This is a genomic window from Rhizobium sp. ZW T2_16 (genome assembly GCF_044987325.1).
GTDB classification, from domain to species: Bacteria; Pseudomonadota; Alphaproteobacteria; order Rhizobiales; family Rhizobiaceae; genus Neorhizobium; species Neorhizobium cellulosilyticum.
The window spans coordinates 366,692-387,253 of sequence record NZ_JBJDRG010000001.1; the positions used below are offsets into that span (position 1 = coordinate 366,692).

Below are 20,562 nucleotides of genomic sequence, written 5' to 3' on the forward strand. Positions count from 1 at the left end.
CCTCAGGCTCCCATGGTCGCAAGGCTGGCCAGATCAGGCAGCGAGAAAATAGACAAGTCGTCAGCACCAGGCCTGGCTTCGGTACGAACGCCCATACGTAGCTTGGCGGACCGTGCACGCGGATTGACCTCAGCCTCGGCCTCGCTAGCGGCAATCATCTGCTTGCCCGGAAATTCGAAAACAGCGGAACGAACCTCGACCGCCGGCATATGTCGCGAGCCGGAAGCCTTGCCGGAACGATCGGAGAAAAATTGCTTCACGATCCGATCTTCGAGAGAATGAAACGTTACGACAACCAGACGACCGCCCGGCTTAAGCGACCGCTCGGCGGCAAAAAGCGCACGAGCCAGTTCCCCAAGCTCGTCATTCACGAAAATCCGAAGCGCCTGAAAGACACGAGTTGCCGGATGAATCTTATCCTTGGCTTTGCGCGGATTGACGCTCTCGATCAGATTGGCGAGATCGCGCGTTGTTTCGAACAACTGCGTTGCACGCCGCTTTTCGATGGCGCGAGCAATACGCCCAGGATGCTTTTCTTCACCGAGAAATCCGAAAATCCGAATAAGGTCACCGACCTTGGCCCGATTGACGACATCAGCGGCGGAAACACCCGAAGACGACATACGCATATCGAGCGGCCCATTGCGCTGAAACGAAAAGCCGCGTTCAGCCTCATCGATCTGCATCGACGACACGCCGATATCAAAGACGACACCATCCAAACCGCCATCGGGAACATACTCCGCAAGACGGGAGAACTCGGAATGGATGAGGGACAGCCGTCCCTCGCTCTTCTGAACCAGCGCCTGACCTGCAGAGATCGCAGTCGGATCGCGATCGAGAGCAATTACCGAAGAACCGGCAGAAAGAAGCGCGGACGTATATCCGCCTGCACCAAAAGTGCCATCGAGAATGACCTTGCCCGCTTCAGGCTGAAGCGCAGCAACCACTTCCCCAAGCATAACCGGGATATGGCGCGCAGACCCAGTTTCGGTCTCGACCTCAGCACCATCAGACCCATTCGCCATACTGCACTCTCACTGCAATTAGAGCAGAAAAACAACAGCCCCTTCCGCCGGAAAGCCCACCTTCAATTCACGACCATCCGCAAGGAACCGAGACAACCGATTACCAAGGCAAACATCGCCCCTCGCAGCAGAGAAAAATGAAAGAACGATCGACCAAAGAGACGCCCACGGAACGAGCCTTAAAAACCCCTTCCTACATGCATTTATTTATGACCCGTTAAGTTTAACAAAACATTACCAAGGCGGGTTTTGCGATCGGAGAGAGGCACTCAAAAACGTCGGATAAACATCGATTAAGCCATTGAAATAATGGAAACTCTCCACTTTCTCGAAGAACGGGAGAGCAGCCGGACGCTGACAGCGAGAAGAAGACGTTACATCACCGCCGCATTATCAGGTCAGATTCGCCAGTTGGCCTGTAAGCCGGGTTCTGTATGGCTCCGATGCAAGCACCGGAACGTGGCAGCCATTCATCTGGGACGATGCTTGCACATCGCCTCACGCAACCCACCCGGATGACTGGCCCAGAAACAGGCTGTAGGCGCTTTTGGCGCCCCGCGTCATCCCTATTCGGTCTTGCTCCCGGTGGGGTTTACCTTGCCGCCGCTGTCACCAGATGCGCGGTGGGCTCTTACCCCACCCTTTCACCCTTACCCCGCATATAGCGAGGCGGTTTGCTTTCTGTGGCACTTTCCCTAGGGTCGCCCCCGCCGGACGTTATCCGGCACCGTGTTTCCGTGGAGCCCGGACTTTCCTCACCCTACCGTCTTTCGACATTGGTAAAGCGCGGCTGCCCGGCCAACTGGCACCGGCTCCATAAACGGTTTGATCCGCAAACGCCACAGCACAGAGCAAAGAATCCGTCCGAATGACTTACAATCGAAGCACTTCGCCCGCTTTCTGGAATCAGAACATCAACGGGTAAGTGCGGCCATAATCCAGCGCCACCGTCGCATATAATACGTCCTCTACCGGCTTTGCACGGTCCATCGAGGCGATCACCGTCTCGACCTTTTTGCAATAACGCTGCGACACCGGGTTCATGCGCTTTGCCCCATGGCCGGCATTGTATTTGAGGATGGTCCGGCAGAGCTTTCCATCACCGAGCTCATGCGCGCCGGCGAGATATTTCATACCATAGCGGATGTTGGTTTCAGGATCATAGAGACCGGAGGCACGCCCCCTGTACCCCATCAGCTTGGCCGTTGCAGGCTTGATCTGCATCAGGCCGATCTCTCCCGCGCTTCCCTTTGCCATCGGCTGGAAATTGCTTTCGATCCGCACGACAGCCATCGCCAGCTCGGTCGGAACGCCGTATTGATCGGCATATTGACGAATCAAACCCTCGTAACGCGACTGGCGAAGCGCACGCTGATCTTCCGGCGTCTTGGCCTGCATGGTGGTTTCGCGCGTTTCCCAGGGCTTGATGACCTGTTTTTCTGTAGAGTTCGTCGTCTCCCCACCGTCTTCGGCGCGCACGAAATCCGTACCCGCAGCAAGCGCAATCACGCCCGCTGCGGCTGCAATAGCCAGCATTCTCATGAAGTAAGTCAGTCTCCGGGTAAGGTCCTTCAACTCATGGACCTGAAAGGCTCGCGGCCGGCACATGCCGATCCTTCGGAAGCAATGCCGGAAAGACGATGCAACCGTTGACGAAACCCGTTCGTTTTTCTTTGCAATCCCCGCCTACAAGGCGATTGCGCGAGCCACTGCTTAAACCCGGTTATTAAGGAAAGTCTGTGGCAGCGCAGCAAAACGACGATTTTACTACCTTACAACTCTCAGGAGATCAGATTTCTACCTGGCTATATTTCGGCAACGAGGTCAGCAATCGGTGCAAGGTATCGATCGTGGAGAAATCGGCTATTCCATCGACCAGCGCCGGACGAAAATGCCGCTGAAACGCTTCCAGCACACCCTTGGTGCGGTCGCAGAAATTGCCTGTTATCTCAAGATCGTAGCCGTAGAAGGATAGCATCGATTGCAGCGCCTCGATGGGCTGCCCCGCCTCGCCCAACTGGAAGAACCGCCCGCCGGCAATCGGACTTGCGTCGACCCAATGACCAACACCCGCATCATACAGCCGCTTCCACGGAAAATTCTCGCCCGGATCAACCTTGCGGATTGGCGCGACATCGGAGTGACCGAGCACCCGTTCCGGCCTTATGGACCACCGCTCGCCGCAATCCAGACACAATTGAACCACCGCTTCGATCTGGTCGGCAGGAAACATCGGAAGCCCGCCCGGATGCCCGGGATTGGCGATCTCGATACCGATCGAACAGGAATTGATATCGACCTCTCCCGCCCAAGCACTTTTTCCTGCATGCCATGCACGCCGCGTCTCCGGCACGAGCTGGATCACACGCCCGTCCTCATGAACGAAGTAATGGCTGGAAACTTGGCTCTCCTCGTTACAGAGCCAGTTCAGTGCCTGATCGGCGTCCGGCATGCCGGTATAGTGAAGGATGATTGCATCAGGTTGACGGCCGGAAACTCGCTCCCCGTGATTGGGAGACGGCCGGACAGATGCTGCCGCATAGTCCGCAACGAAATCACTCATGCTGCGCGACGCTCTTTCTCGATCGCCTTATAAGCCGCGTTCAGCGCAGCCATCCGCTCGTTTGCGGCAGCGTGAAGCGTGGCAGGCACGCCCCGCGCAATCAAACGGTCCGGATGATGTTCGGAGACAAGAAGGCGGTATTGCTTGCGGATCGCAGCGAAATCATCCTCGGGGGAAACGCCGAGCACCAGATACGGATCCCGACCATCGAGATGCACGTGCCGCGCCATGATTCGGCGGAAATGTTCGTCATCTATCCGGAAGATTTCCGCAATACGGCCGAGGAACAGAAGCTCCTTCTCATGCACCAGGCCATCCGCCTTGGCGATATGGAAAAGCCCATCCACGACGCTCTCGAGCATCGGGCAGTTCTCGGCAGCTCCCGAACTGCAAAGGTTTGAGAGCTTGGACGCATAGGCCTCATAACCGGCCACGTCCTGACGCGCGAGATTGTATAAACGCGCGACGTTGCGGGCTTCTTCATCCGGAAAATCGAAGATTTGCTGGAACGCCTTCACTTCCGCTTCGGTGACGATTCCATCTGCTTTGGCCATCTTCGCGGACAGCGCGATGATGGCAACGGAGAAGGAAACCTGCCGGCGGGTCTCGGAATCCCCCTCGAAAAGCGTGCGGATAGCCTCCACCACGCGCCCCAGCGCGCTACCGGCGGCATCGCCGATCGCGCCGATAAGCCGCTCCCACAAGGAGGAAATCTGCAGACAGGAAAAATCGAATATCATCCGCCTAAATGACCAGATAACACCAAAAAATGCAACGGATCGGGCGTTCACCACCAGATTAAACTATGTTCATGTTATTCGAACAATGAGCTGGCTCCGAGGTCAGGCCGACCGCTTTCATGGCATCTGAAATCAGCCCCCCTTCAAAGCCATCCGCTGCGCACCAACCTCCGCCATATGTGATGCAGCGCAGCTTTATCGACGCATCCGTTTGAAAACACGGAATTATTACCCACCGAAAAACAAGGCGCGCGACGGAATAGGCGAAGAAATGCACTTTACACCGTCTGCCCTCTATCGCATCCATACCGCCGGAGAAATGCAGGGGAAGCGTTTACACGCGACGGAGGAACCATGGCCAGAGAGAAAGTAGCAATGTTGACGGCAGGCGGTCTTGCTCCCTGCCTATCATCGGCTGTGGGAGGCCTCATTCAACGTTACACCGATGTCGCTCCGGATGCTGAACTGATCGCCTATCGCTCCGGATACCAAGGGGTTCTTCTCTCGGACCGAATCGAAATCACAGCGGAGATGCGAGAGAATGCGCATCTGCTCCACCGTTATGGCGGCTCGCCGATCGGCAACAGCCGCGTCAAACTGACAAATGCCGCAGACTGCGTGAAGCGGGGCCTGATCAAAGAAGGCCAGAACCCTCTGGCAGTTGCAGCAGAGCAGCTTGCCGAAGATGGCATCACCGTGCTTCACACTATTGGCGGCGATGATACCAACACCGTAGCTGCCGATCTCGCAGCATATCTAGCCGCAAACGGTTACGACCTCACCGTAGTTGGCCTGCCGAAGACGGTCGACAATGATATCGTTCCCATTCGCCAGTCGCTGGGCGCCTGGACAGCAGCGGAAGTTGGCGCAGCATTTTTCGACAATGTTTCGAATGAACAGACGGCGGCGCCGCGTACCCTCATCATCCATGAGGTCATGGGTCGCCATTGCGGTTGGCTTACCGCAGCAACGGCACGCGCCTATATCCAGAAAAGCAGTTCCAACAACTATGTCGAAGGCTTCCTCATGAATGAGGAAATGAAGGGCATCGACGGCGTATATCTTCCCGAAATGGCCTTTGATGCGCAAAAGGAAGCGGCTCGTTTGAGGGAAGTCATGGACAAGCGCGGCTTTGCGACGGTCTTTGTTTCCGAGGGCGCCTGTTTGGACGCAATCGTTGCCGAACGCGAGGCTGCCGGCGAAAATGTTGCCCGTGATGCGTTCGGTCACGTCAAACTGGATACGATCAATGTCGGAGGCTGGTTCCAGAAGCAGTTTGCGGCGCGGATCGATGCGGAACGATCATTGGTGCAGAAGTCCGGCTATTTCGCCAGGTCTGCAGCTGCAAACGGCGATGATCTTCGACTGATCCAGGGAATGGTCGATCTCGCTGTTGAAAGTGCATTAAACCGGATCTCCGGCGTGACAGGACATGACGAAGACCAGAATGGGAAGCTTAGAACGATCGAATTTCCGCGCATCAAGGGTGGTAAACCTTTTGATATGACGGCAAGATGGTTCGGCGATGTAATGGAGTCCATTGGGCAGTCTTTCGAGCCCGCCTGATGGAAAAATGACGGATGCTGTGGCATCCGGGAGGGTGATGATGACCATAGAAACATGGCTCGCTTTTGCGGCAACGACGGTTGCTATCCTTCTTATGCCGCATCCCATTGCATCGCTCACTGCAGCGTTCTCCGCTTCATGGGGAAGAACAAGCGCATTCGTGACGATCCCGGCCTTCGTTCTATCCTTTGTTCTTGGAGGCGTTCTGGTCGTCGCCGGCGTTTTTCTGATCACTTTCCTTTGGCCAGCAGCAATCGGCGCTCTTTCATGGATAGGGCTGTCCTACCTGATGCTGCATGTCCTCTACGCCTACCAGGATCCTCGGCTCCGCTATGGGACTGCCGACAACGACAACCTTCCCGAAACGCGTCCCATGCGCATATTCGGTTATTTCGTTCTGACAACGTTCAGGAGCACGCGTTACTTTGCGCTCACGGCAGCAATTGCCGTCCAGTTTTTTGATCCCGCGCGCGCGCCACAGGAACAGTATATAAACATGATTTCTGCACTGGCCGCTTCGGCGATGATAGGGGCGCTTGCCCATGCCACACTTCCCGCCAGTTTCACTCGGAAACGCCGCGTTTCCAAGGCCCGCAGCAAGGCTCCCTACAAGCCCGGAACACGTTTCATAGCCCGTCGTGCGGTCACTGCCGGATATCGGCGCATCGCCGCATGATCATCTGCGACCGGCTGGTGGCTTGTCGATCTCTTTCGAATGAGTTAATTGAGGTCGAGTTTCACTGGTCTTGTTAACGTTCTGGGCAACGATTTTTAATGAAAGCGACCCGATGGCAATGATGCGATTTGTGGGCCGTAAGGCAGCCGTGGTTATTGCCATGTCTTCCGCATTGGCTGCATGTTCCAGCGTTGACCACAGCAACAACGTGGCGTCGAACGAGACGCAGGACCAATCCGTTCAGCAGACTGCCGATGCATCTTCGGCGATCGCAGAAGGAGGTCCTGACAGCACAGTTACGCTCGTCAAGACAAGCCGCCTCCCGGTTCCCGTACCGACTGTGTCGGACGCAGCCAACGTTCAGACCGCAGCCATGTCATCTCCGACCATGGCGCCATTCGTTGCCATGCAAACGAGCTCGACTGCCGCATCGATGCCTGTTGTCGTCGCCTCTGCTCAGCCAGTGGCGCATAGCACCGCCAAGGGTGCCCGCCTTGTTTCCCCTCCGCTCGCTCCGGCAGTCCAATCGGGACAGATCCAACCGGCAGCAGCTCAGGCCATCGCGCTTGACGAACCAGAACTGACGCCGGACATGGTCGCGCTGCAATCGGTCATTCCGATCCCGCGCCCGCAGGTGCCGACGACTACGCTTGCTTACGCAGCCCAGCCGAAAGCAGTCGCCGCAGTTTCGGCGATCGACAACCGGATGGAGTTCCCACCGGCTCCAGGCGAGCCGATGCCGGAAACCGCGACGGACGCCCCTTCGAACTTGAAAAAGCTTATCCACCGTTATGCCGGCCTGTATGGTGTACCGGAATCGCTGGTGCACCGCGTCGTGCACCGCGAAAGCAAATATGACCCCAAGGCCTATCACAAGAACGGTTATTGGGGTCTCATGCAGATCAAGTATTCGACGGCCAAATCGATGGGTTACGAGGGACCACCAGAAGGCCTTCTCGATGCCGAAACCAACTTGAAATACGCGATCAAATATCTCCGCGGCGCTTGGCTCGTCGCCGACAACCAGAACGACAACGCAATCCGGCTTTATGCGCGCGGTTATTATTACGATGCCAAGCGCAAGGACATGCTCCACGTCCTGCAGAAATAACGGCTAATCGGCGTTTACCCGTTTCACCACTTCCGATGCTAGCACACTCGCATCGTAGCCCTGCGATCTTGGCGTTAGGCCCAACCTCACGATTACCAGATCCACTGACGGAATGACAAAGACATTTTGCCCGTCATGCCCGCTGATGACGAATGCATCCGATGGCAGACCGGCCCCAGGCTTCGGCAGCCACGTCTGCATTTTCGAATAGCGGCCGCCCGAACTTCTGTTAGCCTCATGCATCTGCGCCACGAAGCCTTCCGGCAACAGGCGCGCCCCCTCCCACACACCGTCGCGCGCCAGAAACAGCCCGAACCGTGCCCAATCGCGGGCAGTCGCATACATATACGAACTGCCGACAAACGTGCCCGCCGCATCGCTCTCCATGATCGCCGACGTCATGCCCAACGGTTCGAAGATCGCCCGCGAGGGATAGGCGAGCACTTCATCACGATTGCCGATGCGATCCATCCAGATCCTGGAAAGCAGCACGGACGTCCCGGATGAATAGGTGAAGCGGGAGCCGATCTCGTCTTCGAGCGGCAGGCTTTCGACGAAACGCGCCATGTCCGGCTCAAGAAACAGCATGCGCGTGACATCGGCCACCGTGCCGTAATTCTCGTTGAAAGCCAGTCCGCTCTCCATACCCATGAGATCGGAAACACGGATCAGTGCGCGCCGATCATCCCTCCACTCCGGAAACAGGTTCTTCTCGTCGAGCGACAAGCGCCCTTCCTTCATCAGTCGCCCGATGATCGCGGCATTCACGGTCTTGGTCATCGACCAACCGAGAAGCGGCATATCTTTCGAAAAACCTTCGCCATAGGTTTCGGCAACGATTTTGCCATGACTGACGATCACCACCGCACGCATGCCCGGCCCGGTTAAAGCAGTGTCTGAAAGTATTGAGACAAGCGTTTCTTCCGAATCGGCTTTATCCCCTTCAGGCCACAGCGCCTCGGGATCACTCTCTGGAACTGGCCTAGTAGCATTGCCTGCCGACTGAACACTTCCAACCGGCCCGACGGTGCATCCCGTTCCCTCGCGGTAAACTGCCTCACTCGGCGCAATCGATCCCAGCAGGGCAGCATTGACGCGTTTACCGTCACGGTCGATCGCAATGCCCATCAACCGCAAGAGCGGATGGCCCGGCGCCTGAACATCCTGCTCCAGAATGACATCGGGATCACGCCCCGCAATGAAGACGTTGGAGCACACGATCTTGGCCGCATAACCGCTGCCGACGCGCAGCAGATTGGGCGGAATGAAATAGATCCACAGGCCGATGCCGATCGCCACGATGAGCAGGAACACCGCAAGCCGACGAAAAATTACCTTCAGCACCAGCGCCTCCATTCTGTCTGCGGCATGCAAGCAAAATCCGCGACCGAGGGGAAGGCTCATTGTTGCGGAACGCGTTCACGATGAGGCAAGTCACAATGCGCGTCACGAAGCTGTTGCACGAAGCGGCTAAACGCCTCGAAACTCATGATGAGGCAGGATTTGGTCATGGCAGATATCGTCGAAGAACGTGGCTTGCAGCGCAACCGCAAGCTCAAGGACGCCCTCCTCCAGCACAAGGCCCTGTCGCCGCACGGCCTTTCCGAACGCCTGTTCGGCCTCCTCTTCTCCGGCCTCGTATACCCTCAGATTTGGGAAGACCCGGCAGTCGACATGGACGCGATGAAACTGTCGGAAGGGCATTCGATCGTCACCATCGGCTCTGGCGGCTGCAACATGCTGGCCTACCTGTCCCGCTCGCCGAAGAGCATAGATGTTGTCGATCTCAATCGTCACCACATCGCTCTCAACCGCCTGAAGCTTGCAGCCTTCAAACATCTGCCGGCGCATGCCGACGTTGTCCGCTACCTCGGAATGGACGGCCTGAAGTCCAATAGTTCGGCGTTTGATACCCATATCGCCCGCAACCTGGACGAACAGACGCGAGCCTACTGGCAGAAGCGCTCACTGACCGGTCGTCGGCGCGTCGAGGTCTTCAACAGAAACATCTATCGCACTGGCCTGCTTGGCCGCTTCATCGCCATTGGCCACGTAATCGCCCGTCTCCATGGGGTCGATCTGAAGGAATTTGCCGAGGCACGCTCGCTGCGCGAACAGCGCCAGTTCTTCGACGCCAACATTGCACCGCTCTTCGACCGCCCGCTGATCCGCTTCATCACCAGCCGCAAAAGCTCGCTCTTCGGCCTCGGCATCCCGCCCCAGCAATATGACGAGCTCGCGAGCCTCGCACCGAATGGCTCGATTGCACCGGTCTTGCGCGAGCGGCTTGAAAAGCTCGCCTGCCACTTCCCGATGAATGACAATTATTTCGCCTGGCAGGCCTTCGCACGCCGTTATCCGCGCCCGGAAGAAGGCAGCCTGCCCGATTATCTGCGTGCGGAAAATTACAAGGCGATCCGGCAGAATACCGATCGCGTCACGGTCCACCATGAGAGCGTCACCGTCCTTCTGGCGCGCAAGCCGGCCGGCTCGGTCGATCGTTTCGTGCTGCTCGACGCCGAGGACTGGATGACCGACGATCAGCTGAATGCGCTCTGGAGCGAAATCAACCGCACCGCAGCTCCTGGCGCCCGGGTCATCTTCCGCACTGCCGCCGAAAAGAGCGTCATCGAAGGCCGCATTTCCGATACGCTTAGGCAGGAATGGACCTATCTTGGCGAACGCTCCGCCGAACTGAACCTGCAGGACCGCTCCGCCATCTATGGCGGCTTCCACATTTACGTGAAGGCCGGCCAGTGAGCGCCGGCGCAACGACGGAAGCTCACGCCGCCCACATGGACCGCATGTACCGCTACCAGCGGCACATCTACGACCTCACGCGGAAATATTACCTTTTCGGCCGGGACAGAACGATTGCAGGCCTGAACGCGACCGACGGGACAAGCATTCTGGAAGTCGGCTGCGGCACCGGCCGCAATCTGGTCCTGACCCGCCGCCATTACCCGACGGCGAAGCTCTATGGCCTCGACATATCCGCCGAGATGCTGCAGACCGCACGCGCCAATCTGGCCGGCGACGCACAGCAACCGACCCTGATCGTCGCCGACGCCACGACCTTCCGCCCGCAGGACTTCGGTGTCAGCGGCTTCGACCGCATCATGATTTCCTACGCCGTCTCGATGATCCCGGCCTGGGAGGAGGCAATCACCACGGCACTGGCTGCCCTCAATCCGAAAGGCTCGCTGCACATCGTCGATTTCGGCCAGCAGGAGCGCCTGCCCGGCTGGTTCCGCGGCATGCTTCAAACCTGGCTGCGCCGCTTTCACGTCACCCCGCGGGCCAATCTTCACGAAGTCCTTCAGGCCAGGCTCGACGCAGCCAATGCCGCCATGACTTTCGAGGATATCGGGCGCGGTTACGCCTGGCACGCAGTGATCCGCAAGCGAGGCTGACGCACTCGTTATCCGGCCGATCATTTCGCCTTACGCAATCCCGGCGGCACTATGGTAAACGGAACGCTCGAATGCCGCGCGGCCTGATTCCGGCCGATAGCGGCTTAGCTGCAGCACAGACCGGATTCCTTATGCCGCGCACGCTTCTCGCCCTTCTTCTGACCGCCGTGCTGGCCAGTTCCTGCACGTCCACCAGCGACCTCATGGACACGGCCTCGATCAGCGGCACGAAGTTCAAGGACAATGACCCGCAGAATTTCGGCCGCGATCACCCCGGTCGGCACGAAGTCCACGGCATCGACCTGTCGAAATGGAACGGCACGGACATCGACTGGCAGACAGTCAGGAAATCCGACGTCGCCTTCGTCTTCATCAAGGGAACCGAAGGCAAGGACCGCATCGATCCGGCGTTCAGAACCCATTGGCAAGGTGCTGCACGCGCCGGCATCCCGCATTCCGCCTATCATTTCTACTATTTCTGTTCGACACCGGAAGATCAGGCCGACTGGTTCATTGCCAATGTACCAAAGGAAGCCAACATGCTTCCGCCGGTTCTGGACATGGAATGGAACCCCGCCTCGCCGACCTGCAAGCTGAGGCCGGATGCAGCAACGGTGCGTGACGTGATGCGGCGCTTCATGGCCCGTATCGAAGCCCATTATGGCCGCAAACCGATCATCTACACATCGGTCGATTTCCACCGCGACAACCTCGTCGGCGCATTCAACGACTATCACTTCTGGGTCCGCTCGGTGGCAGCGCATCCAGGCGAAATCTATACCGGTCGCAAATGGGCCTTCTGGCAATATACCGCTACCGGCGTCGTACCGGGCATAAGGGGTGAAACGGACATCAACGTCTTTTCCGGCAGCGCAAGAAACTGGAACACCTGGGTCGCCGCTGCAAACGACTGACTGTCAGTCCCGGTGAGATCGTAGCGCTGTCTCCATACCTATCACTGGCAATGTGAATGCGACTGCGCTAAATAGCCGGCTGCCGCCGCGCTCACGGGTACGTGCGGCACATATTTCTACATTGATCATCCCCGTACACGCCACAGATCGCCAGGATCGCCCTATGTCATTTCTCGACAGCCGTAGCTTTGTTCTTGCAGCCCTTATTGCCGGAGGGCTGACCGCCCCCGCATTCGCCCAGACGCCTTCCACGTCACCCGCCCCTGCCTGCGGTGGCGACCTGACCGCGTTTCTCGCGGGCGTGAAGCAGGAAGCAATCTCCAAGGGCATTCCGGCCTCGGCGGTGGACGAAGCCCTCGCTGGCGCGCAGATCGACCAGAAGGTTCTGAGCCGTGACCGCGCCCAGGGCGTTTTCCGTCAGACTTTTCTTGAGTTTTCTCAGCGCACGGTCAGCCAGGCTCGCCTCGATATCGGCCGCCAGAAACTCAAGCAGCTCGCCGATGTTTTCTCACGTGCGGAAAACGAGTTCGGCGTGCCCGCAGGCGTGATCACCGCCTTCTGGGGGATGGAAACCGACTTCGGCGCCGTCCAGGGCGATTTCAACACTCGCAACGCGCTCGTCACGCTCTCCCATGACTGCCGCCGCCCGGAACTCTTCCGCCCGCAGCTGATCGCCCTGATCGAGATGGTGCAGCACGGCGACCTCAACCCGTCGACCAATACCGGTGCATGGGCTGGTGAGATTGGCCAGGTCCAGATGCTACCGGAAGACATCATCGCTCAAGGCGTCGATGGCGACAACAGCGGCCATATCGACGTCAAGGGCAGCGCACCGGATGCGGTTCTGACGGCCGCGAAATTCATCCAGAGCATGGGATGGAAGAAGGGCGAGCCCTGGATCCAGGAAGTCACGTTGCCGGAAAATCTGCCCTTCGAGAAATCCGGCCTCGGCAACGAAATCCCGGCCAGCGAGTGGTTCTCCTACGGTGTCACCCCGCGTGATGGTGACACGAAATTCGGCAACCTGCCGGCAGCTCTCATACTGCCCCAGGGCCGCAAGGGACCGGCCTTCCTTACTTACCCGAATTTCGGCATCTACCTGCAGTGGAATCAGTCGTTCATCTACACGACCTCCGCCGCCTATTTCGCCACTCGTCTGACCGGCGCACCGCCCTACCAGAAGACAACTCCGGAACAGGGCCTCGACGTAGAGGCCATGAAGCAGCTGCAGACCAAGCTTGATGCTCACGGCCACGATGTCGGCAAGATCGATGGCATTCTCGGCTCCGGTACGCGTCAGGCGGTCCAGAAGGAACAGGCGCGCCTCGGCATGCCTGCCGATGGCTGGCCGACGCAGGCCCTGCTTCAGGCGCTTTAAGGTAAGAAATTGACCCCATGACACGAAACGGGTGGCGATCTGATCGCCGCCCGTTTTATCTTCTGCATCTCAATCAGCGCGAGAAGAGCATCCGGATGACATCAGCGACACCTCGATTGACCCCACTCGCCTGGGCCCTGCTCTTCCTTCTCGGTCTTCTCTGGGGTGGTTCCTTCTTCTTTGCCCGCATCGCGGTCCATGAAGTGCCGCCCTTCACGCTGGTTCTGCTGCGCCTCGGCATCGCTGCTCTCGCGCTGCACATCTATTTGCATGGACGCTTCGGCACTTATTCGATCCTGAAACAGCACTGGCGCTCGTTCCTTATCCTCGGCTTGATCAACAACGCCCTGCCCCATACGCTGATCTTCTTCGGCCAGACCGAGATCGGCGCGGGCCTCGCCTCCATCCTCAACGCCACCACGCCGATCTGGACGGTGATCATTGCCAATCAGTGGACCTCGGACGAAAAGCTTACCGGTGCCAAGCTTGCCGGCTGCGCCGCAGGCCTTGCCGGCACCTGCATCCTGATCGGCCCGAGTGCGATGACAGCCAGCGCCGCCCCGCTCTGGGCACTCATCCTTCCAGTCATGGCGGCGATCTCCTATGGCTTAGCCGGAACCTATGGCAAGCGTTTTCGCGGCATTCCAGCCCCGGTGACGGCCGCCGGCCAGCTGACTGCCTCCAGCCTCATCATGCTGCCGATCTCGCTGATTGCCGACCAGCCCTGGACGCTGGCGACACCCTCCACTCACACGATCGCGGCCATCATCGCGCTGGCTCTTCTTTCGACCGCACTTGGCTACCTGATCTTCTTCAGGATCCTCTCGATCGCGGGGGCAACCAATACTTCGCTTGTCACTCTGCTGGTGCCGCCGAGCGCTATTCTGCTGGGAGCCATCTTCCTCGGAGAACGCCTCGCGATGACCGACCTGGCTGGAATGGCAGTAATCGGTTTCGGCCTCGTTCTGCTCGACGGACGAATCCTTCGCATGCGCAAAAAGACTGTTTGAAGCGGTGCAAAAGAGCCTTTCCACTCACGGAAAATAACGTTCATTAACAGACAAATAGATGAATTTAACGCATAGGAAAGCTTCGTTAAATTCTATTATTTCATTTATTATCAAAAAGATAGATTGATAACAAAATCCTAACGCGGCTTGATCACTGCGTCGCAGCACAAAATTCCGCTTTCCATTTGACACGGAACCGACATAAAATCGGACCGTCAACGCAAGGAGGCAGACATGGGACGTACATACCCCCTCAATCTCCTGGTAGTCGGTGCTGCATTTGCATTCATAGCCTCGATGCTCTTCATCTAGGCCAAAAGACTACCGGTCGTATCTTGCATCCATGAACGTTTGATATGGACCTGAATTTCGAAAGGCGCATGTTCCCCGGAACATGCGCCTTTCATTTATTCCAGTCCAAGCTTCAAGCCGCAGCCTTACGCATTCCCGGCTTGTAGCCGATATTATCCAGCACAGCGGAAACGAGCGGCGAACGGTTCATCGTGTAGAGATGAATGTGGTTGAAACCATTGCGGCCGAGTTCTTCGATCTGTTCGGCGGCGACTTCGGCGGCGACCTTGGCCCGATCATCCGGGTTGTCGTCCAGCCCCTCGAACCGCTCATCGAGAAAACCGGGAATGGTCGCGCCGCAGCGTTTCGAAAAGCGCTTGAGCTGCGTCAGGTTCTGGATGGGCATGATGCCGGGAATGACCGGAATGGTAACACCGGCTGCAGCAACCTCATCCATGTAGCGGAAGAAGACCTCATTATCGAAGAAGAATTGGGTGAGCGCACGGTGAGCGCCGGCATCGGCCTTCTGCTTCAAGACCGAGATATCCGCAGCCATATTGCGGCTTTCGGGATGCTTTTCCGGATAGGCTGAAACGGAAATGTCGAAATCGCCGTATTCCGCCAACGCCTGCACCAGATCCGCCGTCCGCTGAAAGCCGTCTGCATGCGGCAGATAGGTTGTACCGATGCCAGCGGTCGGATCACCTCTGAGCGCAACGATCCTGCGCACTCCTGCAGCGCGATATTCCTCGACGACCGAGCGTACTTCATCCTTGGAAGCATCAACGCAGGTCAGGTGTGCGGCAGTCGCCAGGTTGGTCTTGTCGATGATCCCGGTGACAGCTGAGAGCGTAGGCTCTTTTGTGGAGCCACCTGCCCCATAGGTCACGGTGACGAATTCCGGCTGAAAGAGCGCCAGACGATCGACGGTCTCGAACAACTGCGCCTCCATCTCCTCGGATTTCGGCGGGAAGAATTCGAAAGAAATATCGAATCGCGGGCGTGTCGTGGTCTCGTTCATCATATTCTTCCTAAAATACCGAAATTGCTTCCGCTGGCTCAGCATCGGCCATCAGGAGACGGCGATCCTTTGCCAGCCATATCGTGACAGTGAGACCGTCATCTTGTTCGGGCGCAATATCGATGGCTTTTTCGATATCGAGCCCGGTCTTTTCCAACCAGTCGCCAATAGCCTCATGTGAGAAGCCAAGGCGTACATGGGCATGCTCTTCGCGCAAATGTTCAAGCTTGTGTGGTGCAAGGTCAACGATCAGCAACCTGCCGCCTGGCCGCAGGATACGGGCTGCCTCTGCGATCGCAAGTTCAGGCTGGTCGAGGAAATGCAGTACCTGGTGAATCGTGACGAGGTCGAAATCCTGTCCATCAAGCGATAGGTTGAGAATATCCGCATGACGCACGGACGCTTTCAATATGCCGGCCTTGTCCAGGTTGGCGCGCGCGACCGCCAACATATCGCGGCTTGCATCGACGCCAATCGCACGGCGGTAATGAGGAGCAAGCAGTTTCAGTATCCACCCCGTGCCCGTTCCAAGATCGAGCAGGGAATCGATGGGGGAAGGACCGACCAGCCGTAAAAGCGCCTGCTCGACAGCCGAATCGCTTGCATGGAGACGGCGAAGTTCATCCCATTCAGAAGCGTTGCGGCTGAAATAGGCCTGGGCACGTTCAGCCCGTTGATGCTTGACGGCAGAAAGCCGTTCGCCATCGCGAACCAGAACAGGGTCATCATTGGCCGAAGCAGCAAGCAAAGTCTTGACCAGAGCAGCAGCCGGACCGTCCTGCGTCAGGCGGAAGTAAGCCCAGGCTCCTTCCTGATAGCGGTCGATCAACGCGTCTTCGTTGAGAAGCTTCAAGTGGCGGGAGATACGCGGTTGCGACTGCCCGAGAATTTCGGTCAGGTCGGTTACCGTCAGGTCGCCCTTTGCCAACAAAGCGAGCAGCCGGAAGCGTGTCGGCTCCCCGACCGTCTTCAAAACGTCAACCAAAGTATCGAGTGCTAGCGACATACGCGTTTCCCGGCAATCAAGATATAAAGATATCTTTATATCGAATGCAGAGAGGATGCAAGCCGCCGTCTGGCGTTTGCAAAAAGGGCGGCAAAGCCGCCCTTTGAATTCACGGGAGTGACTGAAGCGCCTTAGCGCGTCAGGCGCTTGTAGGCCTGGCTGCCCGGGTTCAGCGCATCAGGACCAAGTCGACGAACCTTGTCCTGTTCGTAGTCTTCGAAGTTGCCTTCGAACCACTCGACATGACCGTCACCTTCGAAGGCAAGGATATGCGTGGCCAGACGGTCGAGGAACATGCGATCGTGGCTGATGATGATAGCGCAGCCGGCAAAGGCTTCCAGCGCACTTTCAAGAGCGCCAAGCGTTTCCGTATCGAGGTCGTTGGTCGGTTCGTCGAGGAGAAGAACGTTACCGCCGGCCTTCAGCATCTTGGCAAGGTGAACGCGGTTGCGCTGACCACCCGAGAGATTGCCGACTTTCTGCTGCTGGTCGCCACCCTTGAAGTTGAACGCGCCGCAATAAGCACGGGAGTTCATGTCGAACTTGCCGAGCTTGATGACTTCCGCGCCACCGGAAATTTCTTCCCAAACGGTCTTGTTGCCGTCGAGAGCATCACGGCTCTGGTCGACATAACCGAGATGAACGGTTTCACCGATACGGATGGATCCCTCGTCCGGAGTTTCCTGGCCTGTGATCATCTTGAACAGCGTCGACTTGCCGGCGCCGTTCGGGCCGATAATGCCGACGATACCGCCCGGCGGCAGCTTCAGCGACAGGTCGTTGATCAGCGTGCGGCCGTCAAAGCCCTTCTTGATGCCTTCCAGTTCAATGACCACGTTGCCGAGACGCTCGGAGACCGGAATGATGATCTGCGCATCGGTCGGCCGAATGTTTTCAGCCGCATCGACCAGCTGTTCGTAAGACTTGATACGGGCCTTCGACTTGGCCTGACGAGCCTTCGGGCTGGATGCGATCCATTCCTGTTCGCGCGACAACGCCTTCTGGCGACCAGCCTCTTCGCGAGCTTCCTGCTGCATGCGCTTGGCCTTGGCGGTCAGGTAGGCGGAATAGTTGCCTTCGTACGGGATGCCACGACCACGGTCGAGCTCGAGGATCCAGCCGGTAACATTGTCGAGGAAGTAGCGGTCGTGGGTAATCATCATCACGGCGCCCGGATAGTCACGCAGGTGCTTTTCAAGCCATGCGATCGTTTCGGCGTCGAGATGGTTGGTCGGTTCGTCGAGCAGCAGCAGGTCCGGCTGCGACAACAGCAGGCGGCAGAGCGCGATACGGCGGCGTTCACCACCCGACAGGTTGTCGACGGCGGCGTCCTTCGGCGGGCAGCGCAGCGCTTCCATCGCCATCTCGACCTGCTGTTCGAGGTCCCAGAGGTTCTGGCTGTCGATGATGTCCTGGAGCTTGGCACCCTCGTCCGCCGTCTCGTCGGAATAGTTCATCATCAGTTCGTTGTAGCGGTCCAGCACGGCCTGCTTGTCGGCCACGCCTTCCATGACGTTTTCGAACGCGGTCTTGTTGGGATCGAGCTTCGGCTCCTGCTCCAGGTAACCGACGGTCGCACCTTCGGCGAGCCAGGCTTCACCGGTATATTCCTTGTCCTGACCGGCAATGATGCGCAGAACCGTCGACTTACCGGCACCGTTCGGGCCGAGAATACCGATCTTGGCGTCGGGATAGAAGGACAGGTTGACGTTCTCAAGGATCTTCTTGGCGCCATAGGACTTGTTCAGTCCCGACATGTGATAGATGAACTGACGTGCCATCGATAATTAAGCTCCGGGGGAAAGAGGTTTTGCCGCTATGTAGGCGAAGACGCGCCTCGGGGCAATGCGAAGAGCGGGGGAGGTTTTGAAATGAGCTTGGATTTTGGGTGGGAAACGCACACTTTCCCCAGCCCGACGGGTGCCGGGATCGCCTATCGCCACGCCACCGCCCAAGGCGACGCAAAGGCGATACTGCTGATCTCCCATGGTTTGGCGGAGCATTCGACACGTTACCGTTCCTTTGCCGAGGCGATGGCGCGGAACGGTTTTCACGTTTACGCTTGGGACCATCGCGGTCATGGCAGGACGGTTGCGCCTGACGCACCGATCGGTCGTTTCGCATCGAAGGACGGCATACGCCTCGTCATTGACGACCTGATGGCCGTGCGCACCCGAGCCCTCGCCGATCACCCCGACCTGCCCGTCATCCTGTTCGGCCACTCCATGGGTGGCCTGATCGCGCTCAACGCCGCAGTCGATCACCCTCGCGATTTCGCCGGTATCGCCATCTGGAATTCCAACTTCAATCCGGGCATGGCCGGCCGCGCTGCTCAAGGGCTTCTACTTGCAGAGCGCGCGCTAAAAGGATCGGACACGCCGAGCGGCATGCTCCCTCGCCTCACCTTCGGCGCATGGGGTGACAGCATCCCCGGCCACCGCACGGCCTTCGACTGGCTGAGCCACGATCCGGCGGAAGTCGACGCCTATGTCGCCGATCCGCTCTGCGGTTTCGACGCCAGCGTCTCGCTCTGGCTCGACCTTTTCGAGATGACCTTCCGCGCCCCGAAACTCGTCGATCGGTTGCCAAAAGACCTGCCCATTCATCTGCTCGGTGGCGGAGAGGATCCCGCAACAGATAAAGGCCGGGCCATCCTTTGGCTTTCAGGTCACCTACGCAAACATGGCTTCAACAATGTCATGACGCGCTTTTGGCCCAATGCCCGCCACGAAACTCTCAACGACACGATGCGCACCGAAGCCACGGCCGAATTTGCCGATTGGGCTACCCGTATAATCCAGCCAATCAGAACAGCTGCGGAATGAGTTCATGACTTTTCTTCATGTGCGCAGAATGTCGCAGTCCATTATATCGAAATCATGAGTGCATCACCTGCCATGTCACGCCCAATAGCGCACACCGCCAGCATCACCACCGGCCTCGGCCTGATGATCCTGGCCATGTTGGTCGCGCCGCTGATCGACGTGTTTTCCAAGCTTGCGACCACCACCGCCTCCCCGACCATGATCACCGCGGCCCGCTTCGTCTTTCAAGGCCTGTGCATGCTACCATTCGTGCTCTGGGCAGGGTCGTGGCGCTCCTTTTCCTGGCGCATGAGTTTTTATCACGCGATCCGGGCCGGAGTGATCACCATATCCATGGTCTGCTTCGTCGCCACGCTGGCAGTCATGCCGGTCGCAGACGCGATCGCGATCTTCTTTGTCGAGCCTATCATTCTCACCATCCTGTCGAGCATCTTCCTGAAAGAAACCGTGGGTTGGCGCCGTTACACCGCCTGTGGCGTCGGGTTCATAGGCGCAATGATCGTCATTCGCCCGAGCTTTCAGGAGATTGGTTATGTCGCACTCCTGCCGGTCGTCACCGCCTTCTGCGTCGCCATCTTTGCCATGATGACACGCGCATTGGCGCATCGGGAGGAACCCTTCGCGATGCAGTTCCAGATGGCGCTCTGGGGTATCCCGATCTGCGCCGTCCTGCTTTTCGTCGGAGACGCTGCCGATATCGGCTTCCTTGCACCCTCGCTGCCCGGCATCACCACCTTCATGTGGATGGCTGGCGTTGGCGTTTTCGCCGCCCTTTCTGGTCTGCTGAGCGTTTACGCCTATCGGGCCGCCCCCGCCTCCGTGCTCGCCCCGATCCAGTATTTCGAGATTGTCTCTGCCACACTTTTCGGCTGGCTGGTCTTCGGTGATTTTCCGGATCCGATCAAATGGCTCGGTATCTCGATCATCATCGGCTCCGGCCTCTACATCATCTGGCGCGAACGCCGCGTCGCCTCGATCAGACCCGTCACCACAAGCGAAACGACATCGGTAGCCCCCTGA

The 20,562-nt window shown here is 58.1% G+C and carries 18 protein-coding genes and 1 other RNA gene; 10 read left to right on the top strand and 9 right to left on the bottom strand.

All coding sequences use genetic code 11. The features are described from left to right. Window positions 1-2: 2 nt before the first annotated feature. The 5 genes from rsmH to ACI3K0_RS01755 all read right to left on the bottom strand — a co-directional run bounded on the left by rsmH (window position 3) and on the right by ACI3K0_RS01755 (window position 4,331). Window positions 3-1,028: a 16S rRNA (cytosine(1402)-N(4))-methyltransferase RsmH gene (gene rsmH / locus ACI3K0_RS01735; protein WP_183821473.1), complete on the bottom strand. Its 1,026-nt coding sequence runs from the start codon at window positions 1,026-1,028 to the stop codon at window positions 3-5. A 403-nt stretch (window positions 1,029-1,431) separates the two neighbouring features. After that, an RNA gene (rnpB, locus tag ACI3K0_RS01740) (RNase P RNA component class A) lies at window positions 1,432-1,834 on the bottom strand. A gap of 100 nt (window positions 1,835-1,934) precedes the next feature. Further along, window positions 1,935-2,570: a lytic transglycosylase domain-containing protein gene (locus ACI3K0_RS01745; protein ID WP_183821472.1), complete on the bottom strand. Its 636-nt coding sequence runs from the start codon at window positions 2,568-2,570 to the stop codon at window positions 1,935-1,937. Window positions 2,571-2,817: 247 nt separating this feature from the next. Beyond that, window positions 2,818-3,591 carry an N-acetylmuramoyl-L-alanine amidase gene (locus tag ACI3K0_RS01750; protein WP_183685868.1) on the bottom strand — a complete coding sequence of 258 codons (774 nt, stop codon included), beginning with the start codon at window positions 3,589-3,591 and terminating at the stop codon, window positions 2,818-2,820. After that, on the bottom strand, window positions 3,588-4,331 hold the full coding sequence (locus tag ACI3K0_RS01755) for a DnaJ family molecular chaperone (protein WP_183821471.1): 744 nt from the start codon (window positions 4,329-4,331) through the stop codon (window positions 3,588-3,590). Before ACI3K0_RS01755 ends, ACI3K0_RS01750 begins: the two co-directional genes overlap by 4 nt. 354 nt (window positions 4,332-4,685) lie before the next feature. Between ACI3K0_RS01755 and ACI3K0_RS01760 the strand changes: the two genes are divergently transcribed. The 3 genes from ACI3K0_RS01760 to ACI3K0_RS01770 all read left to right on the top strand — a co-directional run bounded on the left by ACI3K0_RS01760 (window position 4,686) and on the right by ACI3K0_RS01770 (window position 7,684). After that, window positions 4,686-5,897 (top strand): pyrophosphate--fructose-6-phosphate 1-phosphotransferase, encoded by a 1,212-nt coding sequence (locus tag ACI3K0_RS01760; protein ID WP_183821470.1) that lies wholly within the window; start codon window positions 4,686-4,688, stop codon window positions 5,895-5,897. A 40-nt stretch (window positions 5,898-5,937) separates the two neighbouring features. After that, entirely contained in the window at window positions 5,938-6,573 is a 636-nt protein-coding gene (locus ACI3K0_RS01765) for a hypothetical protein (RefSeq protein ID WP_183821469.1), read from the top strand. Between the two features lie 160 nt (window positions 6,574-6,733). Then, complete coding sequence (locus ACI3K0_RS01770) at window positions 6,734-7,684, top strand: lytic transglycosylase domain-containing protein (RefSeq protein WP_246435739.1); 951 nt, start codon at window positions 6,734-6,736, stop codon at window positions 7,682-7,684. A 3-nt stretch (window positions 7,685-7,687) separates the two neighbouring features. Here the strand turns inward: ACI3K0_RS01770 and ACI3K0_RS01775 are convergent, their stop codons facing one another. Beyond that, window positions 7,688-9,028 (bottom strand): serine hydrolase, encoded by a 1,341-nt coding sequence (locus tag ACI3K0_RS01775; protein ID WP_343062217.1) that lies wholly within the window; start codon window positions 9,026-9,028, stop codon window positions 7,688-7,690. A 165-nt stretch (window positions 9,029-9,193) separates the two neighbouring features. Here ACI3K0_RS01775 and ACI3K0_RS01780 point away from each other — a divergent pair, with 165 nt between their 5' ends. From ACI3K0_RS01780 to ACI3K0_RS01800, 5 genes are all read left to right on the top strand, one after another. Continuing rightward, the gene (locus tag ACI3K0_RS01780) at window positions 9,194-10,444 is read left to right on the top strand and encodes a DUF3419 family protein (protein ID WP_404944835.1); all 1,251 of its coding nucleotides are present in this window, start codon (window positions 9,194-9,196) and stop codon (window positions 10,442-10,444) included. A gap of 35 nt (window positions 10,445-10,479) precedes the next feature. Next, a complete protein-coding gene (locus tag ACI3K0_RS01785; RefSeq protein WP_246435824.1) occupies window positions 10,480-11,097 on the top strand; it encodes a class I SAM-dependent methyltransferase in 618 nt (205 codons plus the stop codon). Window positions 11,098-11,228: 131 nt separating this feature from the next. Further along, entirely contained in the window at window positions 11,229-12,011 is a 783-nt protein-coding gene (locus ACI3K0_RS01790; protein ID WP_148147676.1) for a GH25 family lysozyme, read from the top strand. Between the two features lie 163 nt (window positions 12,012-12,174). After that, window positions 12,175-13,389 (top strand): lytic murein transglycosylase, encoded by a 1,215-nt coding sequence (locus tag ACI3K0_RS01795; RefSeq protein WP_404944836.1) that lies wholly within the window; start codon window positions 12,175-12,177, stop codon window positions 13,387-13,389. Window positions 13,390-13,484: 95 nt separating this feature from the next. Then, window positions 13,485-14,399 carry a DMT family transporter gene (locus ACI3K0_RS01800; protein ID WP_183821466.1) on the top strand — a complete coding sequence of 305 codons (915 nt, stop codon included), beginning with the start codon at window positions 13,485-13,487 and terminating at the stop codon, window positions 14,397-14,399. A gap of 424 nt (window positions 14,400-14,823) precedes the next feature. Here ACI3K0_RS01800 and metF read toward each other — a convergent pair whose 3' ends face one another. The 3 genes from metF to ettA all read right to left on the bottom strand — a co-directional run bounded on the left by metF (window position 14,824) and on the right by ettA (window position 18,498). Next, entirely contained in the window at window positions 14,824-15,714 is an 891-nt protein-coding gene (gene metF / locus ACI3K0_RS01805) for a methylenetetrahydrofolate reductase [NAD(P)H] (RefSeq protein ID WP_148147596.1), read from the bottom strand. 7 nt (window positions 15,715-15,721) lie between these two features. Further along, window positions 15,722-16,717 carry a metalloregulator ArsR/SmtB family transcription factor gene (locus tag ACI3K0_RS01810; RefSeq protein WP_148147595.1) on the bottom strand — a complete coding sequence of 332 codons (996 nt, stop codon included), beginning with the start codon at window positions 16,715-16,717 and terminating at the stop codon, window positions 15,722-15,724. 131 nt (window positions 16,718-16,848) lie between these two features. Next, window positions 16,849-18,498, bottom strand: coding sequence for an energy-dependent translational throttle protein EttA (gene ettA, locus ACI3K0_RS01815; RefSeq protein WP_148147594.1), 1,650 nt, complete (start codon window positions 18,496-18,498; stop codon window positions 16,849-16,851). Between the two features lie 90 nt (window positions 18,499-18,588). Between ettA and ACI3K0_RS01820 the strand changes: the two genes are divergently transcribed. Both ACI3K0_RS01820 and ACI3K0_RS01825 read left to right on the top strand, forming a co-directional pair. Then, window positions 18,589-19,542, top strand: a complete 954-nt coding sequence (locus ACI3K0_RS01820) for an alpha/beta fold hydrolase (protein WP_404944837.1) — start codon at window positions 18,589-18,591, stop codon at window positions 19,540-19,542. Between the two features lie 72 nt (window positions 19,543-19,614). Continuing rightward, window positions 19,615-20,562, top strand: a complete 948-nt coding sequence (locus ACI3K0_RS01825; protein ID WP_343062216.1) for a DMT family transporter — start codon at window positions 19,615-19,617, stop codon at window positions 20,560-20,562.

Bases quoted from the DNA above. Each gene is read 5' to 3' on its own strand.
- ACI3K0_RS01800 (WP_183821466.1), top strand. From the start codon at position 13,485: ATGACATCAGCGACACCTCGATTGACCCCACTCGCCTGGGCCCTGCTC.
- ACI3K0_RS01780 (WP_404944835.1), top strand. From the start codon at position 9,194: ATGGCAGATATCGTCGAAGAACGTGGCTTGCAGCGCAACCGCAAGCTC.
- ACI3K0_RS01810 (WP_148147595.1), bottom strand. From the start codon at position 16,717: ATGTCGCTAGCACTCGATACTTTGGTTGACGTTTTGAAGACGGTCGGG.
- metF (WP_148147596.1), bottom strand. From the start codon at position 15,714: ATGATGAACGAGACCACGACACGCCCGCGATTCGATATTTCTTTCGAA.
- ACI3K0_RS01750 (WP_183685868.1), bottom strand. From the start codon at position 3,591: ATGAGTGATTTCGTTGCGGACTATGCGGCAGCATCTGTCCGGCCGTCT.
- ACI3K0_RS01790 (WP_148147676.1), top strand. From the start codon at position 11,229: ATGCCGCGCACGCTTCTCGCCCTTCTTCTGACCGCCGTGCTGGCCAGT.
- rsmH (WP_183821473.1), bottom strand. From the start codon at position 1,028: ATGGCGAATGGGTCTGATGGTGCTGAGGTCGAGACCGAAACTGGGTCT.
- ettA (WP_148147594.1), bottom strand. From the start codon at position 18,498: ATGGCACGTCAGTTCATCTATCACATGTCGGGACTGAACAAGTCCTAT.
- ACI3K0_RS01765 (WP_183821469.1), top strand. From the start codon at position 5,938: ATGACCATAGAAACATGGCTCGCTTTTGCGGCAACGACGGTTGCTATC.
- ACI3K0_RS01745 (WP_183821472.1), bottom strand. From the start codon at position 2,570: ATGAGAATGCTGGCTATTGCAGCCGCAGCGGGCGTGATTGCGCTTGCT.
- ACI3K0_RS01795 (WP_404944836.1), top strand. From the start codon at position 12,175: ATGTCATTTCTCGACAGCCGTAGCTTTGTTCTTGCAGCCCTTATTGCC.
- ACI3K0_RS01760 (WP_183821470.1), top strand. From the start codon at position 4,686: ATGGCCAGAGAGAAAGTAGCAATGTTGACGGCAGGCGGTCTTGCTCCC.
- ACI3K0_RS01820 (WP_404944837.1), top strand. From the start codon at position 18,589: ATGAGCTTGGATTTTGGGTGGGAAACGCACACTTTCCCCAGCCCGACG.
- ACI3K0_RS01785 (WP_246435824.1), top strand. From the start codon at position 10,480: ATGGACCGCATGTACCGCTACCAGCGGCACATCTACGACCTCACGCGG.
- ACI3K0_RS01770 (WP_246435739.1), top strand. From the start codon at position 6,734: ATGTCTTCCGCATTGGCTGCATGTTCCAGCGTTGACCACAGCAACAAC.
- ACI3K0_RS01755 (WP_183821471.1), bottom strand. From the start codon at position 4,331: ATGATATTCGATTTTTCCTGTCTGCAGATTTCCTCCTTGTGGGAGCGG.
- ACI3K0_RS01825 (WP_343062216.1), top strand. From the start codon at position 19,615: ATGTCACGCCCAATAGCGCACACCGCCAGCATCACCACCGGCCTCGGC.